At 66.3% G+C, this 21,048-nt stretch carries 12 protein-coding genes and 2 pseudogenes; 8 read left to right on the top strand and 6 right to left on the bottom strand.

The window, feature by feature from the left end; translation table 11 throughout:
* Positions 1-152 precede the first annotated feature (152 nt).
* The 4 genes from AC5FRZ_RS17600 (at position 153) to AC5FRZ_RS17585 (ending at position 2,791) form a co-directional block, all read left to right on the top strand.
* Positions 153-818 (top strand): hypothetical protein, encoded by a 666-nt coding sequence (locus tag AC5FRZ_RS17600; protein ID WP_493565288.1) that lies wholly within the window; start codon positions 153-155, stop codon positions 816-818.
* A gap of 79 nt (positions 819-897) precedes the next feature.
* Positions 898-1,107, top strand: coding sequence for a hypothetical protein (locus AC5FRZ_RS17595; RefSeq protein ID WP_493565287.1), 210 nt, complete (start codon positions 898-900; stop codon positions 1,105-1,107).
* A 286-nt stretch (positions 1,108-1,393) separates the two neighbouring features.
* On the top strand, positions 1,394-1,516 hold the full coding sequence (locus tag AC5FRZ_RS17590) for a hypothetical protein (protein ID WP_493565286.1): 123 nt from the start codon (positions 1,394-1,396) through the stop codon (positions 1,514-1,516).
* Positions 1,517-1,930: 414 nt separating this feature from the next.
* Complete coding sequence (locus AC5FRZ_RS17585; protein WP_493565285.1) at positions 1,931-2,791, top strand: AAA family ATPase; 861 nt, start codon at positions 1,931-1,933, stop codon at positions 2,789-2,791.
* A gap of 82 nt (positions 2,792-2,873) precedes the next feature.
* Here the strand turns inward: AC5FRZ_RS17585 and AC5FRZ_RS17580 are convergent, their stop codons facing one another.
* Positions 2,874-3,305 (bottom strand): hypothetical protein, encoded by a 432-nt coding sequence (locus AC5FRZ_RS17580; protein WP_493565284.1) that lies wholly within the window; start codon positions 3,303-3,305, stop codon positions 2,874-2,876.
* A 312-nt stretch (positions 3,306-3,617) separates the two neighbouring features.
* On the opposite strand from AC5FRZ_RS17580, the pseudogene AC5FRZ_RS17575 reads away from it, so the two are divergent.
* The 3 genes and pseudogenes from AC5FRZ_RS17575 to AC5FRZ_RS17565 form a co-directional block, all read left to right on the top strand.
* Positions 3,618-4,499: pseudogene (locus AC5FRZ_RS17575) on the top strand (serine/threonine-protein kinase); the annotation flags it as partial.
* Positions 4,500-5,258: 759 nt separating this feature from the next.
* Positions 5,259-5,663, top strand: coding sequence for a ferredoxin Fer (gene fer, locus AC5FRZ_RS17570; RefSeq protein ID WP_346775278.1), 405 nt, complete (start codon positions 5,259-5,261; stop codon positions 5,661-5,663).
* A gap of 166 nt (positions 5,664-5,829) precedes the next feature.
* A complete protein-coding gene (locus AC5FRZ_RS17565; protein ID WP_170095266.1) occupies positions 5,830-7,074 on the top strand; it encodes an inorganic phosphate transporter in 1,245 nt (414 codons plus the stop codon).
* Between the two features lie 3,506 nt (positions 7,075-10,580).
* Here AC5FRZ_RS17565 and AC5FRZ_RS17560 read toward each other — a convergent pair.
* The 5 genes and pseudogenes from AC5FRZ_RS17560 to AC5FRZ_RS17540 all read right to left on the bottom strand — a co-directional run.
* Positions 10,581-11,072: pseudogene (locus AC5FRZ_RS17560) on the bottom strand (sister chromatid cohesion protein PDS5); the annotation flags it as partial.
* Positions 11,073-11,575: 503 nt separating this feature from the next.
* Positions 11,576-12,967: a vWA domain-containing protein gene (locus tag AC5FRZ_RS17555; RefSeq protein ID WP_493565283.1), complete on the bottom strand. Its 1,392-nt coding sequence runs from the start codon at positions 12,965-12,967 to the stop codon at positions 11,576-11,578.
* Positions 12,870-13,478, bottom strand: coding sequence for a hypothetical protein (locus AC5FRZ_RS17550; RefSeq protein ID WP_493565282.1), 609 nt, complete (start codon positions 13,476-13,478; stop codon positions 12,870-12,872). Before AC5FRZ_RS17550 ends, AC5FRZ_RS17555 begins: the two co-directional genes overlap by 98 nt.
* Positions 13,479-14,414, bottom strand: a complete 936-nt coding sequence (locus tag AC5FRZ_RS17545) for an ATP-binding protein (protein ID WP_493565281.1) — start codon at positions 14,412-14,414, stop codon at positions 13,479-13,481. It abuts the gene before it with no gap.
* A gap of 175 nt (positions 14,415-14,589) precedes the next feature.
* Positions 14,590-17,148 carry an outer membrane protein assembly factor BamB family protein gene (locus AC5FRZ_RS17540; RefSeq protein WP_493565280.1) on the bottom strand — a complete coding sequence of 853 codons (2,559 nt, stop codon included), beginning with the start codon at positions 17,146-17,148 and terminating at the stop codon, positions 14,590-14,592.
* A gap of 140 nt (positions 17,149-17,288) precedes the next feature.
* Here AC5FRZ_RS17540 and AC5FRZ_RS17535 point away from each other — a divergent pair, with 140 nt between their 5' ends.
* The gene (locus AC5FRZ_RS17535) at positions 17,289-20,156 is read left to right on the top strand and encodes a protein kinase domain-containing protein (RefSeq protein WP_493565279.1); all 2,868 of its coding nucleotides are present in this window, start codon (positions 17,289-17,291) and stop codon (positions 20,154-20,156) included.
* Positions 20,157-21,048 lie beyond the last annotated feature (892 nt).

Raw genomic sequence — 21,048 nt, 5'->3', positions numbered from 1 at the left:
CTCCGCGACGGCGGCGTCCCTCGCAGGGTCGGCCACGAGTCGACCAGTTCGCGCGCCGTGCAAAGAACCCGGGCCGCCGTCGCTGATACGACCGTTCTCGTGTGATAGCCACTTGCACGCATATTTATGCATCTGTGACCAAAGATGCAACTATGTTTGCTACCGTGAAGTCGTGGTTCGGCTCACTGTTTGGCGACAGTGACGACGGCCACCTGCTCGATCGTCCGAAAGAGGACCATCAGGTCAAACGTCAGGAGGCCGAACGGAAGCTCGACGAGCTCAAGAGTCGCCGAGAAGAGCTGAAAGAAGCGCTCGAGGACAAGCGCTCGAAGTACGAGTCGGCGAAGGAAGCCGGTAACGAAGAGCAAGCACAGGACTTCCTTCGCGACGCAGAAGAGATCAAAGAGGAGCTCGAAACCGTAAGAGGGCGTATCGACGAGACGAGCAAACAGCGGAATCTGGCCTCGAACCTGGCGAACATCAAGGAGATCGGCGAGAGCCGGGGCGACGACTACTGGAGCCAGCTCCGGGAGATGGAACAGAGCGAACTGGTCCGGCTGTTCCAGCGAGAGGAGATGAAAACGAGGAGCTACGACGTGCTCGGTCAGACGGATACGCTCTCTTCGAACACGCTGGACTCGTTCAGTGAGGGCGCGAGCCAGCTCCACACTGGCTCTGAACTCGAAGAAGAGTGGAGCGACGACACCCCCGAGACCGACGAAGAAGTGAGCGAAGAGCCCACAGCAGTGGGGGACATCGAAACGGAATCGGACACACTGAGCGAAGACGGCGACGACGAGACCGTCGAGTTTTCGTAGCGGTTTTCTCCGATATGGAGATCCAGTAGAGTGGGTTTAGTGCCAAAGTTTTATTATGGTGCCTACCATGTACTCGTATATGGTTCAGTTCAGAGACTGGATACCAGGTAGCTGGGGCGGAAGTTCGAACGAGCTCATGGAGAAAGACGCCGACGAACTCGATCTCGAAGCGCGGACCTTCGAAACTCAGATCGAGCTGAAGGAACAGGAGCCGAACGGCTGGATCACGAGTTCGAGCAACTGGTCGAGAAGGGGCGAAAGGCCGCCGGACCTAAAAAAGAGCGACTGAAGCGAAAGGCCAAGCAGCTCAAGCGGGACTACGAGAACAAGGAAGCCGCGTGGCAGGAGATGCTGGAAGAGTACACCACCCTGCTGGCTGCCAAAAACGCCAAAGAACGGCTCGAAGAGCAGCCCCAGTCGTCGCTCCGAGATATGAGCGAGGAGGACGTACAGGCGTTCATGAAGGACATCGTCCGCGAGATCGAGAAGCGCAACAAGGACACGGAGTGGATCCAGCGCAAGGGAGACCAGCTCAACCGGACCTCACCAGCGTCTCGCAGGACTTCGGGGCGACGATGGAGGAGTCGGAGATCGACACGCTGTTCCAGGACACCAACGAAGACCCGGTCTCGCTGAGCGAGCTCACGAAGGAAGAAGACGAGAGTGAGGACATCTTCAACGAGGAGCTGGGTCGCTAACGCGCTCGCCGCGTTCCCGTCACACTAATTTTGTAACTATGGATCTCGGACAGTACAAAGAGGACATCCTACAGGAACAGTACGAGGAGTACCTCAAGAAGGGGAAGTCACACCTCGATCAGGAGAACCACGAGAAGGCCGCGGAAGCGTTCTCACAGTCTCTCGATCGGTTGGAAGCTCGAAACGATCCGGGAGACGACGTATCCGGATCGCAAAGAGCAACTGGAGTCGTCGATCTCGAAGCTAAAGAGCGGCGAGTCCCTCTCCGAAGAGGACATCGGCGAGGACCACGGCGGCGAGGCCGAGGACGCCGAACAGCCGGAGTCGGACTTTCGTGAGCAAGTCGAATCGTTCATCTCCCAGACGGAGGTCACGTGGGACGACATCGGGGGCCTCGACGAGGTCAAAGGCGAGTTGAAGCGGACGATCACGCTGGGGGGCATCGACGACAAGCCCGACGCCGTCGCCGCGACCGACCGCGTCCTCCTGTTCGGCCCGCCGGGAACCGGGAAGACGCTGCTGGCGTCTGCGGTCGCTGGCTCGCTCGACGCGACGTTCTTCGACGTCAAGCTCGGCGGGCTGCTCTCGAAGTACTTCGGCGAGACGAGCAAGCAGATCACCGCACTGTTCGATCTCGCCGAGGAGATGAGTCCGAGCATCGTCTTCCTCGACGAGATCGACGCGCTGACACAGTCCCGCGAGTCCGACCTGGACGAAACGTCTCGGCGCGTGTTGAACACGCTGCTGTCGGAGCTGGACGGGATCGACAAGAACGACGATAGTTTCGTGATGGTTTTGGGCTCAACAAACACCCCTTGGGACCTCGATCAGGCGATCCGTCGTCGCTTCCCGCGGCGGGTGCTGATCCCGCTGCCCGACGTGGGCGCGGCCGAGGAGATCGTCGCGATCAACACCGTCGAGGGCGGGATTACCTTCGAGGGAGATCCCTCTGCGTTCCAGCTGTCAGACACCGGGCGACGCGTCGACACACCAGTCGAGGCGATCGCCAGCGAGTGTATCCACCGCGATTTCACCGGCAGTGACGTGGAGGCGGTGTGTCGGGCCGCCGTCAACGCCATGATCAACCGGTCGAACACGGGGCTGGCGTCCGTCGCCGACCGCGGCTTCGACGCCGTCAGGGAGTACGACCTCTCGGTCGACGCCGTCCGGCCACAGGACGTGCGAGAGGCGTTCGAACGCACCTCGGCCTCGCTCTCCGAGGAGAGCGTGCGGCGCTTCGACGAGTGGGACCGAGAGTTTGGCTCCGGCGCGTGAGAGGACAGTGGCGTGATCCGCGGACGCCGCCCGCTATCGAGAGCGGTCCGGAAGCGGGAGGGCGACGACACCGAGATGGGCGTTACGAGCTGAGGAAGTAGTTGCGAGCCCGTTTGGTTGCACTGGAGACTTTCTGGACGGCCTCGGTCGGTAGCTCGTCGCTTCTCGTGTTCTCGACGTTTTCGAAGGCCGTCTCCACGTCGGCGAGGATGTTGCGGTACCGCTCGTCGGAGATCGAGGCCTCGTGCATCATCGCTTTCAGTTCGCGCAGTTCGCTCTTGACCTCGTTGGTCGACCGAACGTCGCAGATCTTGAGCACGAGGTCGGCCTTGTACGGGATCGGACGATCGTCACCACGGGCCTGCTCGACCTCGACTTCGAGTGCCGTACTGTAGCCGATCTGTACCGTGCAGTCGCCGGTGATCAGCGAGGGGTCGCCGTCGGAGAGGTCGATCTCGCCGAAGGCGTTTTGCTGTACCGTCTCGCTGCTCGACCCCGCGTCCCGGACGTACAAGCTGGCTGTCTTCCTTGTAGAACTCGATGTATCCGGGCTCGCCGTCGTCGTCGAACTCGCGGGACACGGAGATGTCGTGGACGCCCAGCGAGGTGACGGACCCGTCCTTGTCGGCGACGACCGCTTCCCCGCGCTCGGGAACGCGGTAGACGCGTACAGCCGACTCGTCGGTGACGGAGAGAGACGCCGTCGACTCGGGATCGGCCGCACGGATCGTTGCACGCATACCAGGTAGTTAGCAACCGGTCAATTCAATCTTACGAGTCGATCGCTGACCGACGAATCAGCCCCGAAGACACCAGAAAAAGATTAATGAGAGCCAGCCAGACAGCAGAGACGATGAGCGATCGGAAGCCACCCGATGTCGAAGCGGTCACCAGTCCGCCGCGTCGGTCGTTGCGATACGAGCACATCGAGACCAGCGACGAGCCGATCGGGCGAGGGGGACAGGCCGTCGTGTACGAGGGACGAGTCACCGACGAGGAGCCACCGGACAAAATCGCACTCAAGGAGCCACCCCGAGCCGGGACGCTCACCGGCGACGCGATCGAACGGTTTCTCAGCGAAGCCCAGCGCTGGGAGACGGTCGACGGTCGGGAACGGAACAAGCAGCGCTGGACGGAGTCGGAACACATCGTCGGCGTCGTCGACACCGGCGACCGGCTGCCGTGGATCGCCATCGAGTACATGGGCGGTGGCACGCTCGCCGATCGCCTCGACGCGAGCGACGGCGGACTGGGACTGCCCCACGCGCTCTGGATCGGCGAATGTCTCTGCCGGGGCCTGGCCGTCGCCCACGCCTACGGGATCGTCCACCTCGATCTCAAACCGGCGAACGTCCTCTTTCGCGAGACGGCCGCCGGGACGTGGGACCTCCCCAAGATCGGCGACTGGGGGCTGTCTCGGGTCCTCTCAGAGCAGACCGGAACGATGGACGGACTGTCGGTGGCCTACGCCGCGCCCGAACAGTTCGAGTCCGACGAGTTCGGCGATCCCGACACGCTGACGGACGTGTATCAGGCCGGTGCGATCGTCTACGCGCTGCTCACCGGCGAACCGCCTTACACCGGGAGTCAGACCGGGATCATGCACGACATCGTCTACGGAGATCCGCCGACGCCGCCCAGCGAGTACCGTGACGACGTGACCGAGGCCATCGACGCGGTCGTGCTGACGGCGCTGGAGACCGAGAAGCGGTCGCGATACGAGAGCGTCCAGTTGTTCGAGCGGGCGCTACACGCCGTCCGGAGCGGTGGGCGGCTGCCGACGATCATCGCAGAACGGGTCGAGGACTCTGGTAGAGCCCCCGATAGGGAAAGGAGACGGGCAGATCAGTCCGGCGACTCCGAGAACGACCGGGACGAACAGACGAGCGAATCGGATCGTGACCACCACGAGGAATCAGACACGACGGCACAGCGGTACACGACGACGGTGCTCGCAATCGTCGACGAACTCACCGACAGCGGGGAGCGGACGGTGTCCAGCGAGACGGTAGCAGAGCACGTCGAGGGCGGACGACAGTCGGTGCTGGATCGGCTCGACGAACTCAAGCAGGCGAACCTGGTCGAGTACACCTCCGACGGCCCCTCCGGCTACCGGCCGACGCGGCGCGGGGTCGAGCGCGCGAAGACGATCGAAGTCGACGTGTCGAGGACGGACCAGAGTGGCGAGAGCGACGGTCGTGAGACCGGCGGGTCTCAGCACAGAGCGTCGAGCGTCGGTGTCGAAGCCGTCTACGAGGCAATCAGGGAGCGATCGCGGCGTGGAACCACGCCAGTTTCGAGCGTCGAGCTGAGCCGGGATCTCGACGCGAGCCGCGGGGCCGTCCTCGACGCGCTCGACGATCTGAAAGACGACGGCCGTGTGGCGTATCGTTCGGACCCTAACGGCGGCTACCACCGCACGGGCTCGCGGAGTTCGGTGGAGCGATCGAGCGACCGGGGTTCGACGGTGTCGTCCTCGCGGACGGCGACCGTCGAGTACCTGAACGACGAAGTCGTCGCAGATCGGGGGTGGGACCCACAGAGTGAACGGGCGTTCACGCGGGCGGCCGCGAGCGACCTCCCGCCGGAGGACTACGGGACGATCGAGGTCGAGCGTGACGAGTACGTCCTCGAAGCCGCCGAGGCGGCGGGGCTCGATTGGCCCTTCTCCTGTCGTGCCGGGGCGTGTACGAACTGCGCGGCCGTCGTCGTCGAAGGCGAGATCGACATGGAGATGCAGCAGATCCTCGCCGACGAGGAGGTCGAACAGGAGGACATGGTCCTGACCTGCATCGGGACGCCCGCGTCGGACCACGTCAAGCTCCTGTACAACGTCAAGCACAGAGACCGGCTCCAGAACAGAGTGATCTGAGAGCGGCGACGCTCGGGCGGCATCGACTCGGAGCGGTCGGCAGGAGTTATATGCGTTCCGGGCGACGGTGATCCATACCGTTGGCTATACTCGTTTCGAGCGGGACGACTCTCGTGATATCGAATCGCTTTACAGGTGGACAGACGCCAGTATCGGGAGGAACACGATGCTCGGAATCCTGACCGTCGTCGGTATCGGCGTCGCCGTGTTCGTGGGGTTCAACATCGGCGGCTCGTCGACCGGGGTGGCGTTCGGCCCGGCGGTCGGCTCACGCCTCGTCCGGAAGACGACAGCGGGAGCCCTGTTCGTCGCGTTTGGCTTCCTGGGTGCCTGGACGGTCGGGCGAAACGTCATCGCGACGATGAGCAGCAGTATCGTCCCGGCAGCCCAGTTCACGCCCGTCGCGAGCGTCGCAGTGCTGTTCTTCACGGGCGCGTCGCTGTTGATCTCGAATCTCTACGGCGTCCCGGCCTCGACCTCGATGACGGCCGTCGGCGCGATCGTCGGGCTGGGGCTGGCCTCTGGCACCCTCAACCAGGCGCTCATGTTCGTGATCGTCTCGGCATGGATCGTCGCGCCGCTTTTGTGCTTCGTCATCGGCGTCGTCGTCGGACGGTACGTCTACCCGTATCTCGACCGCTACATCGCGTTCACGAAGTTCGACCTCCACTTCGTCCAGCTCGACCGATCGGGGACGATCCCGCGTCCGTATCTGAACGTGAACGCGTCGCTACAGGACATCGTCGGCTCGCTGCTGGTGATCGTGATCGCCTGCTACATGGCGTTCTCGGCGGGGGCGTCGAACGCGGCCAACGCCGTGGCCCCGCTGGTCGGGGAAGGTGGCTCGCTCACCGTCAACCAGGGCGTCTTGCTCGCGGTGGCGGCCTTCGGGCTGGGCAGTTTCACCATCGCTCGGCGGACCCTGGAGACGGTCGGCGACGACATCACGGAGCTGCCGATTCTCGCGTCGCTGATCGTCTCCGTGGTCGGTGCCTCGGTGATCACGGTGCTGTCTTACTTCGGGATTCCCGCGAGTCTCGCGGTCAGCACGACCTCGACGATCATCGGACTGGGCTGGGGCCGGGCGAGTCGAGCCGCGACGCTGACGGAGTTGGCGACGCCGACCCCCGAGCGTCCGGATCTGGATGTCGCGACGGGCGCGCTGGTCACCTCACGCGTCGAGGAGGCACCCGCCGGTCCGACCATCGGAGATATCGCCCGCGAGGAAAAGCCCGGGGAGAAGCCCACAGACATGCCGGACGTGCCGGACGTGGGCGCGGAGGGGCCGGCGGATCTCGACGAGCGGAGCCTCTTCGATCCGGGGGCGGCGAAGCGGATCGTGACGATGTGGCTGTTGACGCCGTCGCTGGCGATCGCCGCCTCGTATCCGGTCTTCGCGTTCCTGCTGTGACCGGTACGCAGCGGTGAGATTCCAGGACGGGAGATTACTCCCGGTCGTCCAGCTCGGAGAGACACGTCCGGAGGTCGTCGGCCACCTCGCCGTCGGCCCGCGCTGCCCGACGCTCGAGTCGCTCGCGGTGGGCAGTGAGTGGCTCTGGATCGATCGCCGCGAGCGCGGCGAGGTCCTCGCCGGCCCGTTCTCTCGCCCAGCGGTCCGAGTCCGACAGCGCCGCGAGCAGGGTCGCCACCGCTCGCGAGCGGACCGTCGCGTGCCGCGTCGCCAGTCGCCCGAGCAGCCAGACGGCGAGTCGACGACGCGCTGGGCCGCCGCGTTCGTACCGGACGGCCATCGCGGTGGCTACCGTCTCGGGCGTGCGTTCGGCGTGGCCCAGCAGGTCGAGGACTGCGTCGGCGATCGCCGCCTGCGTTTTCGGTTCCCGCCCGGGCTGTCCCAGCAGGTGACCGATCGCCTCGTCGGCCGGGAGCACCGCGGTGGTTCCCAGCGTCGCGAGCGCCTCGATCGCGTTGACCCGCACCTCCCAGTTGTGGGCCTCGCAGGCGTCGAGCAGCGTCGCGACGCCGCGGCGGTGCAGTCGCTCGTCGTCGCTCAGCGGGAGGAGCCGGGTGAGCGACGCGAAGACGGTCTCGTAGCGGTGGAGGTTCACCGACTGGGAGAGCAGTGCCGCCAGAACGTCGTCGCGGTCGGCGGGCGAGAGTCGTCGCGACGTGCTCGAACGAACGCGTCCGGGTAGGCTCGTCGGCGAGGACGAGAAACGTGGCGATCACCGTCGGGTCGAGGGCCGGTTTCGTCGGCTCGTCCGGCCACGATTCGAGGATCGTCTCGAAGGACGAGTCGCCGCCGAGCCCCGCCGCTCGCGCGGTCACCGTCGCCAGTCCGTCCGTGGTGAGGCTGTCCCGCGGGAGATCGTAGTGCGGTGACGCCGCCGCGGGCGAGGTGAGAAAGTCGACGGTCTCGGCCAGCGCCCACCCGAACGGCGCTGTCACCGTGTGGTTGGCCCGCGCACAGGTGGCGACGACGCGAAAGAGCCAGTACGTCGACAGCGGGCTGGTCGTGATATCCTGGAAGTTGGTGACGATCTCGTCGTCGTACTCCTCGTGGAGGCGCTCGCCGACGGCGTTTAGCTGTCCGTGGACGGTGCCGGGCGTGTCCTCGGCGGCGGCGACGAGCAGGCGACCGGCCGCCCGGGTGACACACGGCGGCGTCTCGGCGACGAGCGCGGTGAGTGGCAAGCACCGCGACCCGTCCGGTTCGTCTTCGCGAGCGCGCGCGAGGGAGTCGAGCGTCACCGCGTCGTGGGTCCGGAGCATCGACACCACGGGGAAGAGTGCGGGCCAGGTCACGCGATCGGCCCCGATGCGATCACACAGCGTGTCGGCGACGGGAGCGAGAGCCTCGGGATCGGCGTGTCCGATGCGGGCGAGTCCGCCGGCCGCGGAGCGCCTGACGCCGCGTTCGCGTGCCCGCAGGTGGGTCGTCAGTTCCGCGACCACGCGATCGGTGACCGACGGCTCGGTCGCGCCACAGCGGCCCAGCGCGTGACAGGCCGCGACCGCGACGTACCGCGGTCCGTCGACCGCGTCGACGAGGGCGTCGACGAGCGACGGCGTGACGGCGAGAGCGTCCCCGACCAGCGCGGCGGCCGTGTGGGCGGCCTGGGCGCGAACGGCACCGGACGGATCTCGCAGTCGCTCGATCACCACGGCCGCGAGCGCTGCCGGCTCGTCCCCGTCGCGGACACGCAACGCGGACAGCGCCACGTCTCGGACGCCGGGCGACGGCGCGGCGGCGTACTGACAGAGCAGCGGGGCGACGCGTTCGGCCGGCGGTACCGACGAACGGGCTCGCCCGCCCGGCTGGTCTGGACGGGGCGCGAGCGTCGACAGCGCGCCCAGAACGGCGGTCGGCGCGGCCGTCTCGGAGAGGGCGACGGTGCTCGCGAGGAGGTGCTGTCGGACGGCCGGGCGCAGTGACGGGTCGCGTGCGGCGATCGAGACCAGCCGCTCACACGCGCGCCGACAGCGGGTGGGATCTGTCGAGGCGAGACGGGACGCGACCTCGGCGACCGTGTCCGTCGTCGCCGCGCCCGGATCGATTGGGTCCGGTCGTGCGGCGGCCGCCTCGCCGTCCAGCAGCCCACGAGCGGCGTCCCTGACGGCGGGGCGGGGATGGCGACGCCACGCGTCGGTGCCGGGGAGTGTGTCGGCGCGACCCATCGTGTCCAGCAGCGACGCCGTCAGCTCGCCGTCGTCGGTCCAGAAGCGGTCGGCGAGCCAGTCCCGGGCCGGGACGGTCTGGGGAGCGTGCTCGGCCAGCGCCGCCGGCCACGCCGTCCGGCTGGCCCGTTCACGAGAGCGAGCGCCGTCGGGGAACGGCGACCACCCGGTTCGACACCGAAGCGAGAGCCGCGGGTGAGCCGTGACGAGAGCCGCCAGCCGTTCGGCCCGCGGAGTCGAGAGGGACTCTGCCGGCGGATACGAGCAGAGGATCTCGGCGACGACGACCGGGTCGTGATCGACCAGCAGGGAGAGACACGCGAGCAGCGGCGTCTCCTCGCGACGCTCGGCCAGCGAGTGCAGGCGGTCGCGCGCCCGTCGCTGCACCGCTTCGTCGCCGCCGAGAAAGAGCGCCGTCGAGAGCCACGCGAGCAGCGGCGGGGAGACCGACGCCGATCGAACGACAGCCTCGATACGGCGAACCGTCTCCGGGGCGAGTCGCCCGCCCTCGGCGACGGCGGTCGCGAGCGCGGTCGCGACGCTCACGTCACCCTCCTCGGAGAGGAACTCGACTAGCGTGGGGGCGGCGTCGGTGACGGCCCGTGGCGTGGCCTCGGCCAGTCGCTGGAGCGGGCTGGACTCGGGCTCCGAGTCGACGATGTCGAGGCCGTCGCCGTCGTCCTCGGCGTCACGACGCTCGCGGAGGACGCGACACTGCACGGCGACCGGTCCCAGACGATCCCGAGCGTCCGTCTGCCCGGTCGCGACGAGCACCGCCACGGCCCGCGGCCGCACCGCGGGATCGTAGGCGGCGACGGGCCAGGCAATTTGGCCGAGGACCGGAGACAGAGCCGGGGTGTCCTCGGCGAGTCGCTCGAACACCGACAGCACGCGCCGCCGGACGTGCTCGTCCTCGTCGGCGAGCATCGACTGCAGGATGCCGACGGCCGGGAGTCGATGGCTGTCGGCGTGACAGACGATCGTCTCGCAGATCGAGAGGCCGGCGTGTCGGAGCCCGCTGTCCTCGGCGTCCCGCAGAGTGCGTGCGACCTGGAGGTACCGGTCGCGGTCGACGACGCCGACGAGTGCGGATCCCAGTTCCTCGATCGGGTCGGGAACGCCCAGCCCGCCGTGGGGCGAGAGCTGGAACCACACGAGCACGTCGACGAGATACCGCGCCGTCTCCGGGTGGTCCGAACGCAGTGCGCGGGCGGCCGCCAGGAGCGCGTCGACGGCGGCCCCGGCGACGTCGTCGTCCCCGTCAGTCAATCGCCCCACGGCGTAGCGCAGGAACCGGTCGCGGTCGAACGCCGACGGCTCGAACGTGTCCGCGATCGCGTCGAGGGCCGCGATCCGGACCCGCCGGTCGTCGTCCGCCGTCGCGGTCAGGAACAGTGCCGAGTACGTCTCCGCGAAGCGAGGCTCGTGTCGCGCCACCTGCCCCAGCGTCTCGACGGCCGCCGCTCGGACCGCCGGGTCCGAGTCGGTCCCACGGGCGGCGACGCGGTCCAGCAACGGCTCGACGCGGGCCGGCGCTGCGACGCCGGTGTCGAACTTCGCCCCGCGGCCCGCGGTGTCGCCGAGCGTCTCGACGGCGGCGGCCCGAACCTCGGGAGACGGGTGATCGAGCAGCGACGCGACCGTGTCCAGTCCCGCGAGGTGGTCGGGCAGGAACTGCCCGATCCGGCCGAGCGTCGCGAGGGCCTCACAGACGGTGGCCGGGTCCTCGCTGTCCAGATCCCAGACGAGGCCGGCGACGAGCGGGCGGAGCATGGCCGGTTCGCTCGCCGCGATCCGCACGACCGCCCAGGCGGCCTCGACCCGGTGTTCCGAGTAGTCGTTGGCGGTCAGCTCGGCCAGCGGCCCCAGCAGTGGCTTCACCACGCCGGGAGCCGCCGTCCCGATGTCGCCCAGCAGCGCCGCGAGCGCGGCGTGGTCGATAGCGGAGTCGTCGGGGTGTGCGAGCGGTCGCCGGAACGTCTCGACCAGCGGCGTGAACGCGCGCGGTCGGTCACAGCCGAGGTCGCCAAGCGCCGCCAGTTCGGCCCGCGTCGGGATCGCTCCCGGCCCGATCGAGGACTCGACCGCGTCGAAGATCTCGGTCGCCCGCTCGGGCTGCGAGTCGGCGGCCGCCGTGAGTGCTGCGAGTGTGGCGCGTCGCCGCCCGATCGTCGCCGCGTCCAGCGCCGGGAGTGCGCGGTCGATCACGGTCTCGCCAGAGACGCGCCCGGTCTCGAACCCGACGCGGAGCGCCCGCGGCGTCCGGTCGAACACGGTCAGGCCTCCGTCGAGAACAGCGCCCTGACGAGGCGCTGGATCGTTCGTGCGAGGGTGTCCGTCTCCGCGTGGACGATGCGGTCGAAGTACTCCGTGTGGGTTCCCGGTTCCGACCCGATGTAGACGCCGAACACCGGGACGGTACAGGCCGCCAGTTGGGACCGGTAGCGGTCGGGGTGGTCGGGCTCGCCGTCGGTCACGACGACGACGAACGGGTGAGACCCCAGCCCGTCGTCGAGGCGCTCACGGGCGACGGCGACGGCTGTCGAGAGCGGCGTCCCCCAGTCTGCGCGTTCGGTCATCAGGCGATCGACATGCTCGGACGGGCGACCCCCGAAGGGGAGTTCCAGGCACGGGTACCCCTCCCAGATCGACAGCACGGACGCGTCGACCCCGACCGCGAACAGCGCGTGGACGAGCTGGGCCGTCGCAGTCTCGGCCGTCCGGATCGGTTCGCCGTCCATCGATCCCGACCGGTCCAGCACGACCAGACAGGAGTAGTCTTTGGCCGTCCCGGACTCCCGGCGGGTGAAGACCCGCTGGGTCCCGTGGCTCGCGTCGACGAGTCGTCGCCCGTCGAGTCGACCGGTGCGATGGCCGGGCGCGTCTCTGGGACGGCGCTCTCGACGCAGCTGCGTCGAGAGGTCTCGCTGGAGTTGCTTCGAACGCCCGACAGCGTCGTCCCAGCGGTCGCGGTCGCCACCGTCCTCGGCGGGGTCGACGACGATCACTTCTTCGAGGGCCGTCGACTCGTCGTCGACGACGGCGAGCAGTTCGCGAGCCTCGCGTTCGAGGGGCGACCGGCCCGAGCCCGCCCGGTTCGACTGGGCGCGCACGCGCTGTCGTCGGATCCGTCTGACTGTGTCGGCCTCGACGCGGCCCGGCGGCCGACGGTCCCCGTCTCGATCAGCGACGCGTCCCGCATCGTTGGCCCCAGAGGCAGCACGCCCGTCGGCAGAGCTGTCTCCGGCGACGTGGGCGCTGGCTGCACCGTCGTCTGGCAGCTGGTCGGCCGCGTCGGCGGTCCACCCGGCGCGGGCCCGCGCGTCGCTGGGCCGGACCGGCGCGGTCTGAAGCCGGCCGTTCTGTCGCGGCGGGAGCCCCGCGAGGGTGTCTCTGGCGGTCTCGAAGAACTCGGAGGTCCGCTCGACCCGTCGGGTGCCGTCGGGCTCGGAAAGCACGTCCGCGACGAACTCGTCCATCGCCGGGACGAGCTCGCGGACCGCCTCCCGCTGGCCGTCGTAGACGACACGCCGGTCGTCGTCCGGGTCGACGATGGCGGCGAAGCGACCGCTATCGACGAAGCCACGGTCCAGCAGTCCCACAGCCAGGGCTTCGAAGACGGTGTAGGACTGGACCGGCTCGCCGTCGACGGTCGCGAGGTCGAACAAGCTCGACGTACGCGCGGTGTCGCTCGTCGGCCCGCGAGACGAGCACGTCGTTGAGGACGAGAAAGTCGTCGCTGACGGTGAACTCGTTGGCGATCTGGGTCTCGACGACGCCGTCCTCGGCGGTGTTGTACACCATCCGAAACAGGTCGCGCCAGCGCCCGTCGACACGCTCTAAACAGTCGCCGAACCGGTCGAAATCGGAGTAGTAGACGTGGCCCAGTTCGTGAAAGAGGAAGGCGACCTGGATCGAGCGATCCCACAGCCCCGGCGGCAGCGCCGTGCCGGGCTGCTCGTATTTCTCCGTCGGCAGCACGATCTCGTAGGCGTCCGGACTGCCCTCGGCCGGCCGAGCGAACGCTCGCTCCTCGTCGAAGGCGATCGAGATCGTCGTCTCCCTGTCCGTACACAGCGACGCGAGCCGTTCGAGCTCTCGGCGGCGCTCGCCGGACGCTCGCTCGGGCGTCGAGAGCGCGGCCAGATCCGCCGCCTCGGTCTGTGCTGTCAGTCGCATCTACAGTCGTTTGTCGATGAGCGTCCGGACCAGCGACTCGTCGTACTCGTCGACGCGCGCGACGAGTTCGCTCCTGGCCGCCTCCCCGACGGTCATGAAGTCGTCTTCGACGAACCGGGCGATCCGAACGAGTTCCCGGGTCGTGATCGGCGTCGACAGCTCGCCGTCGACGTACGCCTCCCGGAGTCGGCTCGCGAACGACACCAGGTCCCGGATCTGTGGGGCTTTCCCCCTGTCGAGGTCCGTCCGGTCGAAGACGAGTTCGACCTCGACCGATTCCGGGAGATACGAGAGTTTGACGTGGCGAAACCGGTCCTCGAAGGCGTCGTTCAGCTCGTAGGTCCCCTGATAGCCGGGGTTCGAGGTCGCGACGACGCGAAACTCCTCGTGTGGGACGATCTGCTCGCCGGTCTGTGGGATCGTCAGCGACCGGGTCGCGCGCTGTTCCATCACGGCGTTGAGAGCGGCGACGGTGTTGGCGTCGGCGGCGTTGATCTCGTCGAGCAAGAGGACCGCGCCCTCCCTGACCGCGCGAGTGAGTGGCCCGTCGATCCACTCCGTGACCGTCTCGCCGCCGTCGCCGCTCACGAGGTGGAGGTGGCCAAGCAGGTCCTCTCGGTACGTCGTCTCCGACAGCGTCACGCGGTACAGCGGGCGGTTGGTCATCGCACAGACGTACCGCGTGAGAAAGCTCTTGCCGACGCCGGGCGGGCCCTTGAGGACGACGTTCATCCCCAGTTCCAGCGCCCGCGTGACGATCTCGACGTCGGTCCGATCGCCCTCGATCTGGCGGTGGTGGTAGTCGTCTCGCCCAACGCCCGGCACCTTCTCGTGGCCGACGTCTTCGAGCACCGAGAGTTCGCTGAAGGTCTCGTCCGTCCGGGAGCCGACGGTACGACCGTCGGCGTCCGACCCGGCCGTCGTCTCCGGGCTCATAGACGCCGAGCGACTCCCTTCGACGCGGCGGTCGTGTTGCGAGCGTGCGACGGGACGGACGGCGTTGCTGAAAAGACCACGTTGGGTGCCACGTTCCGGTTCGACTACTAAATGCTTTGTTCCGGGGTGTGATCGACACCCATCCGGGAGGGGACCGTGCGGTCCCGACGCGAAGTCAAGACTGTTCGGCGAGTGCGTAGAGAGTCCCCTCACGCGTCGCGGCGAAGAGGTGCCCGTCGACGAGGACGGGCGAACAGGCGACCGGCGCGTCGACGGACTGTCGCCACCGTTCTCGGCCAGTCGCGCCGTCGAACGCGACGACCGTACCGTCACCGAGGCCCGTGTACACGGTCCCGTCCGCGATCGCCGGGGTCGTGTCGGTTCCGAGGCGGCTCGTCGATCCGTCGAACCCGTAGGAAACGACCTGTTCGCGGCTGTAGATCTCGATGCCTCTGACCTCGGCGTCCGTCACGTAGTAGGCCGTCCCCTCGACGACGGCTGGCAGCGACCGGACCCCACGGGCGAGCGTGTCCGAGACCGTCTCCCGCCGGAGATCGACCAGCGTGTCGCCGATCAGGACCGTCCCGGAGTTGTGGGGTGCGACGATCGGCGTTCGGATGCGTCCTCGTCCGCTCAGGTCGACGGTGGCTTGCTCGGAGCCCCCTTTGGTGAGGACGTGGACGACGCCGTTGTCGTCGCCCACCAGCAAGCGCCGCCGGCCGTACTGGGTCACCGGCACGCGGATGCCCGGCGTCGTCTCCACGGTCCACATCTCGTTGCCGGTCTCGGTGTGGATCGCTCTGACAGCGCCAGAGCGAGACGTGACGACGACGCGGTCGTTCGTCACCAGGGGCGGCGCGTAGATCCCGCTCTCGGTGTCGGAGGCCCAGCGCTCGGTGCCGTCTTCGCGGTCGATCGCGTACACGTGCGCGTCCTTGCTGGCCACGTAGAGCGTGTCTCCAGCCACCGCTGGCGCGGCGACGACGGCGTTCTCCGTCTCGAAGTGCCACCGTTTCTCCCCGGTTCGCGCGTCGAGTGCGAACACCAGCCCGTTCGTGGTGCCGGCGTAGACGACACCGCTCGCGACGACCGGCGACGCTTCGAGCCCGCTCCCGATCTCCGACTCCCAGACCACGTCCGGCGAGTCGTCGGGCCCCTGCTGGTCCGGCGTGTGGAACGTCCGTCCTCGATCGTAGCCAAATCGCGGCCAGCTGCCGCGTATCGATCGGTCGCTGGCGGTCGCCGACGACGATTCGGACGCAGCCTGGGCGTCGGAGCGTCGGGTGGCGTCGGACTCGCCAGCCTCTGCCGCGTCGGCCTGGTCGAGTTCGTCGACCGGCACTACCTGCGAGATATCACTCGCCGTCGGATCGGATCCCTCGTAGCGAAGTGCGACCGCGTCACCGGTCTGGAGGGTCGCCTCGATACCGCTGAGGTAGAACACGCCGTCGTTGGCGAGGTCGGTCTCGACGGCCGCCTTGCTGTCACCGGTCGTGTCGACGACGACGCCCTCGCCGAACGTCTCGCTGTCGCCCACGGCGGGCGGGTCCGCGTCGCTCCCGACGGGCTGGACCTCGATAATGTCGCTCGCTCCCGGATCGTCCCCCTCGTAGTAGAGCGAGACCCGTTGGGTGGGTTCGAGATCGTGGTCCAGATCGCTCAGGTAGAAGGTCCCGTCGTCAGCCAGTTCGGTCCTGATCGCCGCCGCCCCGCGGGCAGTAGTATCGAGGACCACGCCGGTGCCGACGCCGACGCCGTTCCAGTCGGCCGTCTGCGTCGTCTCCGAAGGGGAGTCAGGACGGGTCTTGGCGGTCGGGTTCGGCTCCGGGTCGTCGCCTCGCCCGATCGAACGCAGGTCGTTCCGGACCTGGAGCATCGCCTCGTAGCGATCGTCGGGGTCCTTTGCCAGCATCGTCAGGAGAACGTCGTCCAGCGCCGACGGCAGCGCGGGTCGACGCTCGCTGGGCGGGACGGGATCGTTCTGCAGGACGCCCGTGATCAGTGCCGCTTCGGGTGCCGACTCGGGACCGTCGACGAACGGATGGGTCCCCGTGAACAGTTCGTACAGGACGATTCCCAGCTGGAACTGGTCGGTGAGCTGGTCGGTCGACTCGTTGTGGGCCTGTTCGGGCGCGACGTACTGTGGAGTGGTGACGCCGACGCTGTCGGAGTGGTTCAGGAGCGTCCGGGCGAGCTCCCAGTCGGCGATCTTGGGCACGTCCCACTGCCGGCCGTCCGTCTCCCGGAAGAGGATGTTCTCGGGCTTCAGATCGTGGTGGATCAGGCCGCCGCCGTCGTGGTGTGCGTACCAGACGGCGTCGGCGAGTCGCTGGGCGACCCAGAGCTTGCCCTCGACGGAGAGCCCCTCCGTGTACTCTCCGAGGTCCCCGCCGTCCATGTACTCCATCGCGACCCACGGCACGTCGGCGTCGTGGTGGAGCCACGGCAGCGGGCTCTCGCCCCAGTCGACGACGCCGACGATGTGAGGGTGGTCGGCGAGCTGGGCCCATCGCTTGCCCTCCCGTCGAAACGAATCGAACACGTCCCCGCCCAGGGTCCCGTGGGTCGCCGGGTGTTTGACTGCGATCGGATCGTCCGATCCGACCCCGATTCGGTGGACGACCGTCGTGGGAGTTCGGCCGATCACCGCCTCGTGATCGAACGAGTCGGGCGACAGCGACCGCCGACTCGGACTCTCGACGGTCGAGGGGTCCGGTTCCCGTGAGTCACGCATCTGCAGGTCGTTGGACTGGGAGTGGCTTCAACGTACTGACCGAGCGGAACGTGACCGATGAGTGTCCGTATTCGCTCCGATTCGAGACGTGTTCTAGTGGGAAGATAATTTGAACTGGAAGTCCTACGCCGAGAGGAGTGATGGACACCGACGAGGATTCGACTCGCGAGATCGACAGTCTGCGGCGTGACGCCGATGCCGCTCCGGCCCGGGTAGATCTCGACGCGGCCGGTCGGTTTCTCGATAGCAACCAGCCCGAGAACCGCCAGACAGCGACCTACGTGTTCAAGCAGGTCGCCAAATCGGACGCACGGCGAGTGAGCGGCTATCTCGACAGTCTCGAACCGCGTCTCGACGATTCGAACGGCAAGACGCGAAACTTCACGCTGTTCGCGTTCAGCGAGGTCGTCGAAGTCGCCCCCCAGCGGGTGAACGACTATCTCGACGCGATCGAGCCACGGCTCGACGACGAGAGCGAGAATACGCGAAATCTCGCGACCTACGTCTTCAAGGAGGTCGCCCAGGAGGACCCCCGGCAGGTGATCGACTCGCTTGGCGCAGTCGAACCACGACTCGACGACGCCGAGGAGTCGACACGGAACTTCGCGGTCTCGCTGTTCAGCGAAGTGGTCGAAGTCGACCCCCGGCGAGTGAGTGAGTATCTGGACGCGATCGAGCCACGGCTCGGCGACGAGAGCGAGAATACGCGAAATCTCGCGACCTACGTCTTCGGAGAGGTCGCCAGGGAAGAGCCCCGACAGGTGATCGACTATCTGGACGCGATCGAGCCACGACTCGACGATGCCAAACGATCCACCCGGAACTTCGCGACCACCGCGTTCAGCGAAGTCGTCGAAGTCGCCCCCCGACCAGTGAGTCGTTATCTGGGCGCGCTCGAACCACGACTCGACGACGAGAGCGAGAACACGAGACACCTCGCGGCCTACGTCTTCAAGGAGGTCGCCAAGGAGAAGCCGCGGCACATGAGCGGCTATCTCGACGCGCTCGAAGACTGCCTCGACGACCGGGAAGAGAAGACGAGGAACTTCGCAACGTACGTCTTCAAGCAAGTCGTCAAAAAGGAGCCACGCCTCGCGTATGACTATCTCGACGCCCTCGAAGACCGTCTCGACGATCAGGGCCAAGAGACGAGAAACTTCGCAGCCTACGTCTTCAAGGAAGTCTCCAAGGAAGATCCACGACTGACGATCGACTATCTCGACGCGCTCGAAGACCGCCTCGATGACGAAAGCCAAGGAACGAGAAACTTCGCAACCTACGTCTTCAAGCAAGTCGCCGACGAGAAACCGAACCGGGTTCTCGACTATCTCGACGCGCTCGAGGACCGCCTCGACGATGCGAGTGGGAATACGCGGAACTTCGCGACCACCGCATTCGGCGAAGCCGTCGAGGTTGCCCCCCAGCGAGTGAGTGGTCATATAGACGCACTCGAACCACGACTCGACGACGAGAGCGAGAATACGCGAAACCTCGCGGCCTACGTCTTCGGAGAGGTCTCCAAGGAAGAGCCCCGGCAGACAATCGTCTACTTAGACGCACTCGTACCACGGCTCGACGACCCCAAACGACCGACGCGTAACTTCGCGACCACGCCATTCAGTGAGGGCGTCGAGGTCGCCCCCCAGCGAGTGAGTGACTATCTGGACGCGCTCGAACCACGGCTCGACGACGAGAGTGAGAACACGCGGAATCTCGCGACCTACGTGTTCACCGAAGTGGCCAAAGAAGAGCCCCGGCAGGTGATCGACTATCTGGACGCGATCGAACCGCGACTCGACGATCCGAAGCGATCGACACGAGAATTCGCCGCCTCCACGTTCGCAACCGTATCCGAAGAAGATCCGTCACAGGTCGTCGACTACCTCCCGTCGATCGTCCCACTGCTGGCAGACGGGAACGACACCGTCGAGGACTACGCAGGATCCTGCTTCGCCCAGGTCGCCAGACACGATCCCGAACCGTTGCGAGACCTGATCCGCTCTTCCGAGTCGAAGCAGTTCGGAGAGGCGGCGGTCGAGCGAGTAGCAGCAATTCTGGCTGCAAACACGTCACAAGACGACGAGGACGACATCGCAGAGTCGACACAAGACGGCGAAGACGACATCGCAGAGTCGAGCCACGTCGACGGACACGTCGACAAACGGCGACCGGCAGACATCCCAGGTGCGCCAGAAGCGGAGATCGCCCTCGACGAGATCGAAGAGGAACGGACGATCGGACAGGGAGGCAACGCCGACGTGGTGGAAGCGTCGGTTCCGGGGACGGTAGACACGTCGATCGCGATCAAGAGACCGCGGATGTCGGGGACGATTCACGGCGAGACGATCGAGCGGATGCTCGACGAAGCCGAGCGGTGGGAGAGGCTGGACGGACACGACCACATCGTCGGCGTCGTCGACTGGGGGGCGAGCCCGGTCCCGTGGATCGGAATGGAGTTCATGGACGGCGGACACCTCGGCGAACGGGCCGGGGAGATGAGTCTGGCCCAGAAGCTCTGGACCGCGCTCGTAGTCACGAAAGGCGTTCGCCACGCCCACAAACACGGCGTCGCTCACCTCGATCTCAAGCCCGAGAACGTCCTCTTTCGGACGGTCGAAGACGCCTGGGACGTGCCGAAAGTAGCGGACTGGGGACTCTCGAAGCAGTTGCTCGAACACTCCCAGAGCGTCCAGGGACTCACGCCACAGTACGCCGCACCGGAGCAGTTCGACGACGACTACGGGACCAGCGATCACAGCACCGACATCTATCAGCTCGGCGCGGTCTTCTACGAGCTGTTCACTGGACAGCCACCGTTCGACGGGAATCCATCGAAGGCGATGTACCAGATCCTGGAGAGTGAGCCGACGCCGCCCAGCGAGATCGCAGCGGTCCCACCGCGCGTCGACGAGATCCTGTTGACGGCACTGTCCAAATCGAAGACCCAGCGGTACGACGACATTCTCTACCTCCGGGACGCTCTACAGGAAGCGTGTGAAGACCTGTAGCCGTCGACCGTTTCCTGTAGCCGTCGATCATTTGGACCACTCGAAGTGGAAGGGAATGCGGGACGGTAACGGCACGTAAGGAAGACATGGGAGAGAGCAACACGAAAAGAAGATAGAAGAACGTCGGGAGAGAGCGTAACAGGAGAACGAGAGAGGGTAGCGAGAGGAAAGAGACAACAAAATACAGAGGGCGAGTTGTTCGGTCGGTGCTGTGGTGATACTACCGGCTGTACATCTGTGAACGATTTCGCCACCCCGGGGATGGCGAAGATCCTCACGAAGTGACAGCCGGCAGTATGAGGAGAAGCGCGAGTGAGTGGATGAGTGGGTCAGTGGGTGAGTGAACCCCCTCACCCCGTGTGCGATATGAAATTGGTGAGAGAGTGGGGGTGGGGTGTTAGCGAGAGCGGGCGAGTTGAGACGGAAAACACCAGATATTAGCGTTTTCAGCAGAGAGAAGGTCTAATAAGACAAAATAGAAGATAAGCTATTATATGAGAAAGACTTATTAATAAGTGTATGCAACCATAGCCGTACTGTAAGTCGAAGACAGAAATATAGTAAATAAATTGTTATTATTAGGTAACTTGGGCTAGATAGTTTAGACGATCTAGATACAATCTATCGATCGTCAATTACCGCTATATACACTTCTCTGCATCTCAACCACGGATTTTCGGCTGTTCCGACGGTATCCATCGCCGACTCTGACTGGAGGGGGGGCTCTTTCTCTTTGCCAATTTCATCTCGCACACGGGGTGTGGGGGTCACTCTCCGCTTTCTTTTCCCCTTTCTTTCCCTTCCTCTTCCCCGCTTTACCCCTTGTTGGCGGAAAAAGGGCGACGACAATCCGTATCACTCCACAGCGCTCGGACTTCGGGACAGTTCACCA

It is taken from the genome of Halomicrobium sp. HArcht1-1 (assembly GCF_058933285.1).
This window is presented reverse-complemented; position numbering and strand designations above follow the sequence as displayed.